Below are 12,755 nucleotides of genomic sequence, written 5' to 3'. Positions count from 1 at the left end.
CGCACCCCGCGCGACGTCGGACGGCGTCACCGCGGCCGACGCCCGGTGGAGGAGGCACGCAGATGCAGGACCCGCTGGCCGACGACCGCGAAGGCGCGGCCACGTCGCGGGCGGACGGGCCGGGGCACGCGCAGCCGCCCCGTGCGAGCGGGGACCCGGACGACCGGCAGGCGCTCCTGGAGTCCGCGGTGCGCGCCGCCGGTCTCGGCACCTTCCGGTGGGACCTGCGCAGCGGCGCCCTGGAGTGGGACGACGCGCTGCTGGACGCGTTCGGGTACGACGCGTCGACGTTCGGCGGCACCATCGACGCGTTCTCCGCTCGGCTGCACGCCGAGGACGTCGCCCCCGTCCTGCGCGCGCTCGACGAGGCGATCGCGACCTGCGGGCTCTACGAGGCCGAGTTCCGCGTGCTGCGGCCCGACGGCACCCGGCGCTGGCTCACCGCGCGCGGTCGCGCGCTGCCGGGACCGCGCGGCGCCGCGGTCGAGGTCGTCGGGGTCGCCACCGACACCACCGCGCTGCGCGCCGGGGAGGAGCGCGTCCACCGCGTCCTCGAGGACATGACGGTCGGCTACTACTGGCTCGACCCGCAGTGGCGCTTCGGCTACGTCAACGCCGAGGCCGAGCGGATCCTCGGCAGCCCCCGGGAGCGGCTGCTGGGCGGGGTCGTGTGGGAGCTGTTCCCCGCGGCCGTCGGCACCCGCTTCGAGGACAGCTACCGGGCCGTGGCGGCGACCGGCGAGCCGGCCGTCTTCGACGCGTACTACCCGGCGCCGCTGGACGGGTGGTACGAGGTCCGCGCCGTCGCGGAGCGCGGGGGCGTGGCGGTCTACTTCACCGACGTCACCGAGCGGCGCCGCGCGCTGGACGCCGCTCAGCAGGCGCGGGAGCGCTCGGAGCTGCTCGCGGCGGTGGCGACCGAGCTCGTCGAGATCCTCGACCCCGTCCGGGCGCTCGAGGCCGTGCTCCCCCACCTCGTGCCGGCCGTCGCGGACTTCGCGATCGCGAGCCTGCTCGACGAGGGCCACGGCGGGTGGCAGTCGCGCCTGCGGGACGTCGCCGCCCTGCACGCCGACCCGTGGCTGCAGCCGGTCCTCGACCGCTACCGCGCCGTGCGGGTGGCCGCCCTGACGCGGACGTCGCTGGTCGCGCAGGTCGTCGCCGGCGGCACGCACGCCCTGCGCACCGGTCTGCCGGGCCCGGGCGACCTCGTGCAGGACGGGCCGGCGCACGAGCTGCTGACCCGGCTGGGCCCCGAGGCGCTCGTCGTCATGCCGCTGCGCGGGCGCGGGCACACCCGGGGCCTGCTGACGCTGGGCCGCACGGCGGGACGCGGCGAGTTCACCGACCTCGACCTCACCGCGCTGCGCGAGGTCATGGCCCAGATCGGGCTGGCGCTGGACAACGCGCACCTGCACGCGGCCCGCCGCGACCTCGCCGAGGAGCTGCAGCGCAGCCTGCTCACCGAGCTGCCGGAGCCGGACCACCTGCACCTCGCGGCCCGGTACGTGCCCGCGGTGGCCGCGACCCAGATCGGCGGCGACTGGTACGACGCGTTCCTCGTGCGCGACGGCAGCACGTGCCTCGTCATCGGCGACGTCACCGGCCACGACCTGCGGGCCGCGGTGTCGATGGCCCAGCTGCGCAACGTGCTGCGCGGCGGCGCGCACGCGGTCGTGCAGCCGCCGGCACAGATCCTCTCCTCCCTGGACTGGGCGATCCAGGACCTCGCGGTCGGGGCGATCAGCACCGGCATCCTGGCGAAGGTGGAGCAGCCGGCGGACCTCGCGGCCCGTGGCCTGCGGCTGCTGCGGTGGTCGAACGCCGGCCACCTGCCCCCGCTGCTGCTGCACCCCGACGGGCACGCCGAGCTGCTGACCCGCCCTGCGGACCTGCTGCTGGGACTGCGCGCGCACACCGAGCGGCACGACCACACGGTCGTCCTGCCGCCCGGTTCGACCGTCCTGCTGTACACCGACGGCCTCGTCGAGCGGCGCGGCGAGCGCCTGGGTGCCGGCCTGGAGCGCCTGCGCACGGCCGCCGAGCGGCTCGCCGACGTGCCGCTGGAGGAGCTGTGCGACCGCCTCATCGCCGAGCTCGCGTCGGGCAGCGAGGACGACGTGGCGCTGCTCGCCGTCCGGGCGCACCCGGAGGACGCGCCGCGCCCCGCGGAGGCCGGCCCCGCACGTCTCCCCGAGGACCTGCGCGCGGACGCCGAGGCGGACCCAGGTGTGGAGCCGCGGGCGGACGGAGCGCCGCGCACCGAGGCAGGAGGGTCCCGATGAGCCGCGTGGGCGACCGGCGGGCCGCGCGGGACCGCGCGCTCCCCGCCAAGCGCCCTCCTCGCGGCCTGCGGCAGCTCGGTCGCTGGCAGGTCGACGAGGTCGCCGAGCTGGCCGGCCTGCGGCACGCCGTGCGGGACGCCGTGGCCGCCCACGCCACCCCCGACCGTGCCGCGCGGCGCACCGCGGACCAGGTGACGCTGCTCGTGTCGGAGCTCGCGACGAACGCGCTGCGGCACGGCGGTGCGCCCACCGTGGTCGAGCTGCGCACGGACGGCACGACGTACCTGCTCGACGTCGCCGACCACGACACCGCGAGCGCACCGGTGATGTCCGGCGCGCGCGCACCGGGCGACGGGGGCTTCGGTCTCCTCATCGCGCGGCGTCTCGCGCAGGACGTGGGCTGGTACGCGACCCGCACGACCAAGCACGTGTGGGCGCGGATCGCGGCCGGCTGACCGGCCGAGGTCAGGCGTCGGCCGCGCCCGCCGGCGCCGCGGCCAGCCGCTGCCAGAACGACGCGAGCGTCACCGTGCCCGCGTGCAGCAGGTCCAGCCGCACGCTCTCGTCGCTGTCGTGCCAGTGGTCCTCCGGCAGCCCGGTCCCGAAGAACACGACCGGTGCGCCGGTCGTGTCGTGCAGCAGCGAGGCGGGTGAGCCGCCGGCGTTGCGCATCGTGCCCACCTCGTCGGCCCGGAAGCCGTCGGCCATGGCGGCGCGCAGCAGCGCGAGGGCGGGCACGTCGTCCGGCGTGCGGTAGGGCTCCTGCCCGCTCTCCTCGGGCACGCTCAGCTCGTACTCGACGCCGTCGCCGAGCCGGTCGGCCACCCACGTGCGCAGCTGCTCCGCCACCCGCTCGACGCGCTGGTCGGGCACCGTGCGGATGCTCAAGGACGCGGTCGCGACGGACGGGACCGCCCCGCGGGCCGGGCCCTGCACGTCGCCGGCGGTCATGACGAGCACCTCGGCCGCCGGCCGCAGCCAGAGTCGCTCGAGCGGGGTCCAGCCCGCCTCTCCCCCGATGCTGTTCGTCTCCGACCGCTGGAGCCAGTCCTCCTCGCTCCACGGCAGGGCGGCCAGCGCCGCGCGCTCGGCGTCCGAGGGGACGACCACGTCGTCGTAGAACCCGGGGAGCGTCACGCGCCCGTCCTCGTCGTGCAGGTCCGCGACCAGCCGCGCCACGGCGTGGACCGGGTTCGGCGCGACGCCGGACACCGCCCCGCTGTGCACGTCGCGGCCGGGCCCGACGACCTCGAGGTCCGCGGTGACCAGCCCGCGCAGCCCCACGCACACCGCGGGCGCGTCGGCCCGCCACAGCAGGGTGTCGGACAGCATGACGAGGTCGGCCCGCGTGGCCTCGGGGTGCTCGTGCAGCAGGGCCGCCAGGTGCGGCGAGCCCTGCTCCTCCTCGCCCTCGACGAGGAGCTTGAGGTTCACGGCGGGGGCGGTGCGCCCGGTGGCCGCCAGGTGCGCCCGCAGGCCCCAGACGTGGCACAGGACCTGTCCCTTGGCGTCCGACGTGCCGCGTCCCCAGAGGCGCCCGTCGCGCAGGGCGGGCTCGAACGGCGGGGCCTGGCCCCAGGAGTCGTCCTTCGCGGCACGCACGTCGTGGTGGCTGTACACCAGGACGGTCGGCGCACCCGGGGCCTCGCACCACTCGGCGTACACGGCGGGTGCGCCGTCCTCGACCTCCCACAGCTCGACGCGGGGGAAGCCGGTGTCGCGCAGGACACCGGCGAGCCAGTTCGCCGACCGCTGCAGGTCGGCCTGGTGCTCGGGCATGCCGGCGACGGAGCGCAGCCGCACCCAGCCGACGACGTGCTGGACCAGGTCGTCCAGGTGCTCGGCGGCGTACGCGTGCAGCCCCTCGACGTCGGGCGAGGGGCCGTCGACACCGGTCACGCGACGGTCCGGGCGGCGGCGTCGGCGACGACGTGGTCGAGCCGGCCGGCGCGTGCGGCGACGGCACGCTGGTGGCGGGCCCCCGTGCCGCGTGTGAGCACGCGGTCGAGCCCGCGCTCGACGAGGGCGAGGTCGCCCGAGGCGCGCAGGGCGTCCCGCACGTAGTCGAGCAGGCAGGCGAGCACCTCGGGCGCCGGCCGCAGCCGGTGCGTGCGCGGGTGGACGAGGTGGTCCTCGACGCCGGACCTGCTGGCGCGCCAGGCCGCCATCCGCAGGACCGACGTCGGGTCGCCCGGCGCGGGCTCCCCCGCGGCCCAGGCGCGTGCCGCCGTGTCGACGAGCGCGCGGGCCAGCGCCGCGACGAGCACCGCGTCCTCGACGTCGAGGCAGACGTCCGGCACGCGGATCTCGACGGTCGGCCAGCGGGCCGAGAGGCGGGCGTCGAAATAGACCATGCCCTCGTCGAGGACGGTGCCGGTGGCGATGAGCTCGGCGACCACGGCCCGGTACGCCGCGGCGGAGCCGAAGGGGTCGCACGGCCCGGTGCCGGGCCAGCGGTTCCACGCCTGCGTGCGGTACCCGGCGTAGCCGGTGTCCGCGCCGTTCCAGAACGGGGAGTTGGTCGCGATCGCGGTGAGCACGGGCAGCCAGGGGCGCACCCGGTCGAGCACGGCCACGCCCTCCTCGTCGGAGGCGACCGCGACGTGCACGTGGCAGCCGCAGGTGAGCTGCTCGGCGCAGGTCAGGCCCATCTGCGCGGCGATGGCCTCGTAGCGGGCGTTGGGCGTGAGCAGGGGCGCGACCGGCAGCGGCGACGTGGCGAGGGCGGCCACGCGCGCACCCACCGTGGCCGCGGCGGCGTCCGCCGCGCGGCGCAGGCGGCGCAGGTCCTCGGCGACGTCCTCGAGGCAGGTGCGGGGCGGGGTCGCGGTCTCCACCTGCTGCTGCTGCAGCTCGGCACCGAGCGGCAGGACCTCGGCCACCGGCAGGCCGCTGGCCGCGACGCCCGTGACGGCGGGGCCCCCGGCACGGCGAGCCCGGTGCGGGGGTCGACGAGGAGGAGCTCCTCCTCCACGCCGACCGAGCGCAGTGCCGGGACGGCGGGCGGGACCACGGGGACGGGGACGCGCGACGGCGAGGGGGCGATGGACATGGGTGCTCCCGGTGCAGCAGTCAGGAGGACGCCACCGTCCGGACGTCCCTCCCGTCGAACCGGTTCCAGGCTCACACCCCGGCGTGTCGCGCGCGCGCCGAGCCCCAGGACCCGGTGCGCGAGCGAGGCACGCGCGGCGTCCCCGGGCTGCGCCGGCGGTCTCAGCCGGCGTCGTGGTGCGACGTCCGCTCGGAGTCGCGGCGGCCGTCGACGGCCTCGGGCACGAGCTCCTCCGGCAGCGCGGGCACGGGTGCCACGACCACGTCCTGCAGCTTCCAGTCCAGGTCGCTCACGGAGCGCTGCAGCGCGGTGATCTCGTCGAGCGTCGGCGCGCGGCCGTCGCGGGGCACGACGAAGCACTCGGCGTGGAAGACGTGCCCCTCGTCGCGCAGCCGCGCGCGTCCCTGCGCGACCCAGGGCACGGCGGCGAGGTGCCCGTCGACCTCCGCGACGAGGGGGTGCGGCTCGTCCCCCTCGACGGTGGTCGCCCGCGCGTCCATGAGGGCCACCGTCGCGGTCCGCACGTTGCTCACGCCGTCCTTGAGGATCGAGAACGAGATGACGAGCGCCGCGGCGGCGTCCGCCCACCACAGGCCCACGCCGATGCCGAGCACGCCGACGATCCCCGCGACCGCCGTCATCCAGTCGGCGCGGTTCATGTCGGCGTCCGCGTACAGGACGCGGTCGTGCAGCGTGCGGGCCAGCGGCAGCTTGGCCCGTCCGAGCAGGACCGGCGGGACCGCGGTGTACGCGAGCACCGCGATCATCAGCCAGCCCGACCACACCGGCTGCCCGAGGACGACGAGCACCCCGACCGGGGGGTGCTCCTGCGCGAGCAGCGAGCTCGCGGACTCCCACACCAGCAGCGCCCCCATGGTGAGCAGCGCGGTGCCGGCGACCAGGTGCCCGACCCCCACGGAGCGGTGGTACCCGTAGGGGTGCCGAGGCCCGGGCCGGCGGCGGGTCACGTGCGTGCCGACGAGGAAGGCGGTGGGCGGGATGAGCGAGAGCAGGTCCTCGGCCCACGCGGTCCGCATCGCCTGCGAGCTGCCCATGACGAGGTACATGAGCACGATCGCGGTCGCGAGGAACCCGATGGTCAGCCACGCGAGCCGCACCGCGCGGCGCAGCGCCGCCTCCTGCTCCTCGGGCAGCTCCGTGCTGCCGAACCGCCGCGTCACCGCAGCCCCCCGAAGTCCTGCTGCACGTCCTGGGCGATCAGGAAGCGCTCGAGCTCGACGAGGAAGGCGTTCTCCCCCGCGCGCGTCGCCATCACGTGGTTCTCCTCGTCGCCGTGCTCGTCGGGGACGGTGACGTAGGGCCGGGTGAGCGCGACGCGCGACGCCCACGGCGAGCTCGCCGTGAGCCCGCCGACGAGCAGGTCCACGTCCCCCTCCTCCAGGTCGGCCACGAGCTGCTCCTCGCTGCCGACCTCCCACTCGACCTGCGCCCCGAGGTGCTCCGCGAAACGCCGTCACGAGGTCGACCTCGAGACCCGCCGGAGGTGCGTCGTCCCCGTCCGGCAGGCTCGTCCACGGCTCGCGCACCGTCACCCCCACCCGCAGCCGCCCGTCCCGCACGCGGTCGAGCGTGCCCTCGGGGTCGGAGGGCACCGTGACGGCGCACGCGGCCGTCACCAGCACCGCCAGCAGCGCGCTCACCAGCGCAGTCGTCCGTCGCACACGGTCAGTGAAGCCCACCCGCCCGCTTCCGCAACCGGGACCGCCGGCGTGCGTGCCGCGGGAGGGCGGTGCGACCGCACGCGTTTCGGTCAATGAACCGAATGCGCGCCCGGGGTGCGCGTCGTGGTCCAATGCCGCGGTTCGGCGGCGGCGCCGCGAGGGACAGCAGCGTGGAGGACGTGTGGACCAGTCGTTGGAGCCGGTGTTCGAGCAGGTCCTGCGGCGCAACCCGGGCGAGGCGGAGTTCCACCAGGCGGTGCGCGAGGTGTTCGACACCCTCGGCCCGGTGGTGCGCAAGCACCCGCGGTACGCCGACGCGGCCGTGCTGGAGCGGCTGTGCGAGCCGGAGCGCCAGGTCATCTTCCGCGTGCCGTGGGTCGACGACGCCGGGCGCGTGCAGATCAACCGTGGTTTCCGCGTCGAGTACAACTCCGCGCTCGGCCCGTACAAGGGCGGCCTGCGGTTCCACCCGTCGGTCTACCTGGGGATCGTCAAGTTCCTCGGCTTCGAGCAGATCTTCAAGAACGCCCTGACCGGCATGCCGATCGGCGGCGGCAAGGGCGGTTCGGACTTCGACCCGCGCGGCCGGTCCGACGGCGAGGTCATGCGCTTCTGCCAGTCGTTCATGACCGAGCTGTACCGGCACCTGGGCGAGCACACGGACGTGCCGGCCGGTGACATCGGCGTGGGCGGGCGTGAGATCGGCTACCTGTTCGGGCAGTACAAGCGGATCACGAACCGCTACGAGTCCGGCGTGCTCACCGGCAAGGGCGTCGCGTGGGGTGGGTCGCTCGTGCGGACCGAGGCCACCGGCTACGGCACCGTGCTGTTCACGCAGGAGATGCTGCGCACCGCCGGCCGCGAGTTCGACGGCCTGCGCGTGTCCGTGTCGGGTGGCGGCAACGTCGCCGTGCACGCCATCGAGAAGGCGCAGCAGCTCGGCGCGCAGGTCGTCACGTTCTCCGACTCCTCCGGGTACGTCGTCGACGAGGCCGGCATCGACCTCGCGCTCCTCAAGGACGTCAAGGAGGTGCGCCGCGGGCGCGCCGCCGACTACGTCGCCGAGCGTCCCGGCGCGCGCCTGGTGACCGACGGGAGCGTCTGGGACGTGCCCGTCGACGTCGCTCTGCCGTGCGCGACGCAGAACGAGCTGCTCGAGCAGGACGCCAAGACGCTGCTGCGCAACGGCGTGGTCGCGGTCGCGGAGGGCGCCAACATGCCCACCTCCCCGGAGGCGGTCGCGCTGCTGCAGGAGGCCGGCGTCCTCTTCGGCCCCGGCAAGGCGGCCAACGCCGGGGGCGTCGCCACGTCGGCGCTCGAGATGCAGCAGAACGCGTCGCGGGACTCCTGGACGTTCGAGCACGCCGAGGAGCGGCTGACCGAGATCATGGTCGGCATCCACGACCGCTGCGCCGCGACGGCCGAGGAGTACGGCGCACCGGGCAACTACGTGCTCGGCGCCAACATCGGCGGGTTCCTGCGGGTCGCCGACGCGATCATCGCCCTCGGCGTCATCTGAGGACGCCGCGGTCGCACCCTCGCCCGGTCCGCCGCCGGCGAGGGTGTGACCGACGGCACACCGCCCGCCCTGTCACGCCCGGGACCCGGCCGGTGTCCCCTTCCTGTCAGGACGTGTCGAGGGAGGACGGACCATGTCGGGAACGGTGCGTGTCGTGGTGGTCGGCGGCGGGTACGCGGGGGTGATGGCGGCGAACCGGTTGCTCGCGCCGAGGTCGGGGCGGGTGCGCGTGCCCGCGCCGGTGGACGTCGTGCTCGTCGACCCGGCACCGCGCTTCACCGAGCGGATCCGGCTGCACGAGGTGGCGGCCGGGACGCGGGCGTCGGCGGGACGGGACTGGTCGGACGTGCTGCACCCGCGGGTCCGGCGCGTGGCGGCGCGCGCCGTGCGGGTGGACGCCGGCGCCGGGCACGTGGTGCTCGCCGACGGCCAGGACGTGCCCTACGACCACCTCGTGCTCGCGGTGGGCAGCGGCGCCCGGGCGGACGCCCTGCACTCGGTGACCGACCAGGCCGCCGCGGAGCGCACCCGGGACGCGCTCGCGCGGCTCGCCCCGGGAGAGGCGGTGACCGTCGCCGGCGCCGGCGCCACCGGGCTCGAGGTGGCCTGCGCGGTCGCGGTGGCCCGTCCGGACCTGGTGGTGACGGTCGTCGACCCCGGCGGCGCCCCCGCCGGCGAGCCTGCCATCGCGCGCCGGCTGGCCCGCCTGGGGGTCACGGTGCTCGCCGGGACGGTCGACCGCGGCACGGGCGTCGTGACGGGCGACGACGGGCGGGACCGCCCCGCCGCACCCGTCACCGTGTGGACCGTCGGGCTGGCGGTGCCGACCCTGGCCGCGGACAGCGGCCTGCCCGTCACGGCCGACGGCCGGCTCCTCGTCGACGAGACGCTCACCGTCGTCGGTCACGACCGCGTGGTCGGCGCCGGGGACGCCGTCGCGGTGGCCGGTCCGCGCGGCGCCCACCTGCGGATGTCGTGCGCCGCGGCGCTGCCGCTCGGGGCCCGGGCCGCGGACACCGTGCTGGCGCGCGTCGCCGGGGTGACGCCGCGCCCGCTCGACGTGGGCTTCGCCGCCGTCTGCCTCGACCTCGGCGCCGGTCACGGGCACGTCCGCCTCGTGGCCCGCGACGACGCGCGCCGGCCGTGGTCGGTCTCGGGCCGCGCCGCCGGCTGGGTCAAGGAGGGGATCTGCCGCGCGACGGTCTCGTGGCTCGCGGCCGAGGCCCGCACCCCGGGGCGCTACCGCGGCGTCGCCGGACCGCGCCCGGTGGCCGCGGCGTGACGGTCGTGCGCGACGGCGACGCCGTGTTCACGGCGCACCGGGCGACGGTCGTCGCCGTCGCCTACCAGGTGCTCGGCACGCGCGCGGACGCCGAGGACGTCGCCCAGGACACGTACCTGCGCTGGCGGGACGTCGACCCGGGCACGGTGCAGGACCCGCGCGCCTACCTCGCCACGATGGCGGCGCGCGGGGCCCTCAACGCGGTGCGTGCCCGGGCCCGGCGCCGTGAGGAGTACCCCGGTCCGTGGCTGCCGGAGCCGGTCGTCACGGACGACCCGCTGCGTCGCCTCCTCGTCCGCGAGCAGCTCACGTACGCGCTGTCGGTGCTGCTGCAGGACGTCGCGCCCGAGCAGCGTGCCGCGCTCGTGCTGCGCGACGTCCTGGAGCTGCCGTACGCCGCCGTGGCCGCGGCCCTGGACCGCAGCGAGGAGGCGGTGCGCCAGCTCGTGCACCGCGCCCGCTCGCGCGTCCGTGCCGCCTCGGGCGGCCCCGATCGTGCACCGCAGGACGTCGCGGTGCTGGAGGCGTTCGTCGCCGCGGTCGCCGCCGGGGACCCGCAGCGGCTCGTCGGCCTGCTCGCCCCCGAGGTGGTGCTCGTCTCCGACGGCGGGGGCAAGGTCTCGGCCGCCCGCCGGCCCGTGCACGGGGCGCAGGACGTCGCGCGGTTCGTGCTGGGTGTCGCCGGCCGCGCCGACGCCGGCACGCGGGTCGAGCTCGGCACGGTCAACGGCGGTCCGGGCGTGCTCGTCCACGCCGGGTCGCGCCTCGACCTGGCGCTCGCCCTCGGCGTCGACGCGCAGGGGCGCGTGACCGGCGTGTACCTCGTGCGCAACCCCGACAAGCTGGGAGCCCCGGCCCCCGACGCACGGGCGTGACGGGCGCCGCCGCACCGTCGCCCGGTCAGGCCTCGCGCACCCAGACCGCCATCGTGCCCTGGCCGCGGTTGCCCCACGCGAAGTAGGGGACGGCGCGCACGCGCGTCGCCTCCCGCGCCGGGGGCTCCTCGCGGTACAGCGGCCTCCCCTCCGGCGGGTCCGGCTCGGCGAGGCCGTCGGCCACCACCGCGGCGAGCCCGGACACCGGCTCGGGCTCGAGGCCCAGCGCGGCGTCCCGCGGGAGCAGCAGCGCGCGCACCGGTACGTCGTGGTCGACGCCCTCGAGGCAGTGGACGACGGGGCCGCGCTGCAGGGCGACCCGCCCGGTGGCCGAGGCGACGCGGGGGTCCGCCCAGACCCGCCGCGGGCGCACGTCCAGACCGAGCTCCACCACGTCGCCCGCGGCCCACGTGCGGTGCAGACGCACGTACCCGCGGTCGAGCACGTCCGCGACGGGCACGGGGTCGCCGTTCACGGTGAGCGAGGTGCGCGCCGACCAGGCGGGCACCCGGACCGCGAGCGTCCACGCGGCCCCGGGCACCTCGGGCGCGACCGTGAGACGCACGGCGCCGTCGTCCGGGTACCGGGTGCCGACGTCGACACACGCCCCTCCCCCCGCCCGCGTGCGCACCGAGCCCGCGACGTGCAGGTGCACCGCGAGCTCGTCGTCGGCGTCCGCGTACGCGTACTGCTCGAGGGACGTCAGCAGCCGCGCGAGGTTCGGCGGGCAGCACGCGACACCGAACCACTCGTGCCGGTGCACGTCACCGTCGCTCGCGAGCGGGTTGCCGTAGAAGTAGCAGGTGCCGTCGGCCGACGCGCCCGCCAGCACGCCGTTGTACAGCGCCCGCTCCAGCACGTCCGCGTAGCGGCCGTCACCGGTGACGTTCGTCATCCGTTGCGCCCACATCACCAGGCCGATCGCGGCGCACGTCTCGGCGTACCCGTCGCGGTCGGGCAGGTCGTACGGGGCGCCGAAGCCCTCGATGGACGGGTCCGAGCCCAACCCGCCGGTGACGTACATCTTCGTGCCGGTCGTCGAGTCCCACAGGCGACCGCACGCGGCGAGCAGGTCGTCGTCGCCGTCCTCCGCCGCGAGGTCGGTCATCGCCGAGAGCATGTACATCGCCCGCACCGCGTGCCCGACCACCTCCTGCTGCTCGCGGACCGGCAGGTGCGACTGGTTGTACTCCCGGTAGCGCTGCGCCTGCTCCGTGCGGTCGGGGAAGTGGGACCCGAAGTAGCCGGGCGTGCCCCGGCGCACCTCCTCCACCTCGAACCAGTACGGCTGGGTCCCGCGCGCGTCGAGCATGCGACGTGCCAGGTCCAGGTACCGCCGCTCGCCCGTCGCCCGTGCGAGCTTCACGAGGGCGAGCTCGATCTCCTGGTGACCGTCGTAGCCGCCCTCGAGCGCGCCGCCCGGGCCGAGCTCCTGTGCGACGAGGTCCGCGTACCGGCGCACGACGTCGAGCAGCGTCGTGCGCCCCGTGGCGCGGTGGTGGGCGACGGCCGCCTCGATCAGGTGCCCGAGGCAGTACAGCTCGTGCGCGTCGCGCAGGTCGGTGAACCGCTGACCGGGCCGCACCACGGTGAAGTACACGTTGAGGTAGCCGTCCGGCTGCTGGGCGTCGGCGAGCAGGGCGATCGCCTCGTCGACGGACGCCTCCAGCGCGGGGTCCGGCTGCGTGGCCAGCGCGTAGCTCGCCGCCTCGATCCACTTGGCGACGTCGCTCTCCCAGAAGACGTGCGGCTCGCGGGGGTCGCCCTCGCGCCACTGCAGCCGCAGCGCCTCGAGCTGGCCGACGGTGCGCAGCTGCCGCTCCTGCTGCGGGAGGGTCGTCGTGCGGACGGTCTCGCGACGGGGCGCCCAGAACGCGTCGTCGATGCGGACGTCACGCAGGTCGGCCGGGCGGAGCGGGCCGCCGGGGCGCCGGGCAGGGGTGGTGGCGGTCATCGTCGACCTCCCGGTCGGGTCACGTCGTCGGGACCCTGCAGGCTACGTCGGGCGAGCGACGTGCGCCCGGGTCCGACGCGCCCCGTCGGCACGCCGGACCCGGGAC

At 76.4% G+C, this 12,755-nt stretch carries 10 protein-coding genes; 5 read left to right on the top strand and 5 right to left on the bottom strand.

Annotation, left to right across the window (positions count from 1 at the left end):
- Positions 1-62: 62 nt before the first annotated feature.
- Positions 63-2,285: a SpoIIE family protein phosphatase gene (locus FB586_RS14085; protein WP_136519956.1), complete on the top strand. Its 2,223-nt coding sequence runs from the start codon at positions 63-65 to the stop codon at positions 2,283-2,285.
- The gene (locus FB586_RS14080; RefSeq protein ID WP_136519955.1) at positions 2,282-2,740 is read left to right on the top strand and encodes an ATP-binding protein; all 459 of its coding nucleotides are present in this window, start codon (positions 2,282-2,284) and stop codon (positions 2,738-2,740) included. The genes FB586_RS14085 and FB586_RS14080 overlap by 4 nt, the downstream gene beginning before the upstream one ends.
- A 10-nt stretch (positions 2,741-2,750) precedes the next feature.
- Here FB586_RS14080 and FB586_RS14075 read toward each other — a convergent pair whose 3' ends face one another.
- From FB586_RS14075 to FB586_RS19825, 4 genes are all read right to left on the bottom strand, one after another.
- Positions 2,751-4,184, bottom strand: a complete 1,434-nt coding sequence (locus FB586_RS14075) for a M20/M25/M40 family metallo-hydrolase (protein WP_246036771.1) — start codon at positions 4,182-4,184, stop codon at positions 2,751-2,753.
- A complete protein-coding gene (locus FB586_RS14070) occupies positions 4,181-5,167 on the bottom strand; it encodes a glutamate--cysteine ligase (protein WP_246036770.1) in 987 nt (328 codons plus the stop codon). The genes FB586_RS14075 and FB586_RS14070 overlap by 4 nt, the downstream gene beginning before the upstream one ends.
- A gap of 331 nt (positions 5,168-5,498) precedes the next feature.
- Positions 5,499-6,518, bottom strand: a complete 1,020-nt coding sequence (locus tag FB586_RS14065; protein ID WP_136519953.1) for a cation efflux transmembrane domain-containing protein — start codon at positions 6,516-6,518, stop codon at positions 5,499-5,501.
- Positions 6,515-6,748 carry a hypothetical protein gene (locus tag FB586_RS19825; protein ID WP_222928365.1) on the bottom strand — a complete coding sequence of 78 codons (234 nt, stop codon included), beginning with the start codon at positions 6,746-6,748 and terminating at the stop codon, positions 6,515-6,517. Before FB586_RS19825 ends, FB586_RS14065 begins: the two co-directional genes overlap by 4 nt.
- A gap of 452 nt (positions 6,749-7,200) precedes the next feature.
- On the opposite strand from FB586_RS19825, the gene gdhA reads away from it, so the two are divergent.
- The 3 genes from gdhA to sigJ all read left to right on the top strand — a co-directional run bounded on the left by gdhA (position 7,201) and on the right by sigJ (position 10,695).
- Entirely contained in the window at positions 7,201-8,538 is a 1,338-nt protein-coding gene (gene gdhA / locus FB586_RS14055; RefSeq protein ID WP_136519952.1) for an NADP-specific glutamate dehydrogenase, read from the top strand.
- A 133-nt stretch (positions 8,539-8,671) separates the two neighbouring features.
- On the top strand, positions 8,672-9,820 hold the full coding sequence (locus FB586_RS14050) for an FAD-dependent oxidoreductase (protein ID WP_136519951.1): 1,149 nt from the start codon (positions 8,672-8,674) through the stop codon (positions 9,818-9,820).
- A complete protein-coding gene (gene sigJ, locus FB586_RS14045) occupies positions 9,817-10,695 on the top strand; it encodes an RNA polymerase sigma factor SigJ (RefSeq protein ID WP_246036769.1) in 879 nt (292 codons plus the stop codon). Before FB586_RS14050 ends, sigJ begins: the two co-directional genes overlap by 4 nt.
- 25 nt (positions 10,696-10,720) lie before the next feature.
- On the opposite strand, the gene FB586_RS14040 is transcribed toward sigJ, so the two are convergent.
- Positions 10,721-12,649, bottom strand: coding sequence for a glycoside hydrolase family 127 protein (locus FB586_RS14040; RefSeq protein WP_136519950.1), 1,929 nt, complete (start codon positions 12,647-12,649; stop codon positions 10,721-10,723).
- Between the last annotated feature and the right edge of the window lie 106 nt (positions 12,650-12,755).

The sequence above is a fragment of the Cellulomonas telluris genome (genome assembly GCF_004886325.1).
Classification (GTDB): Bacteria; Actinomycetota; Actinomycetes; order Actinomycetales; family Cellulomonadaceae; genus Cellulomonas; species Cellulomonas telluris.
Note: the sequence above shows the minus strand (reverse complement) of the source record. Positions and strands in the feature narration are given on the sequence as shown.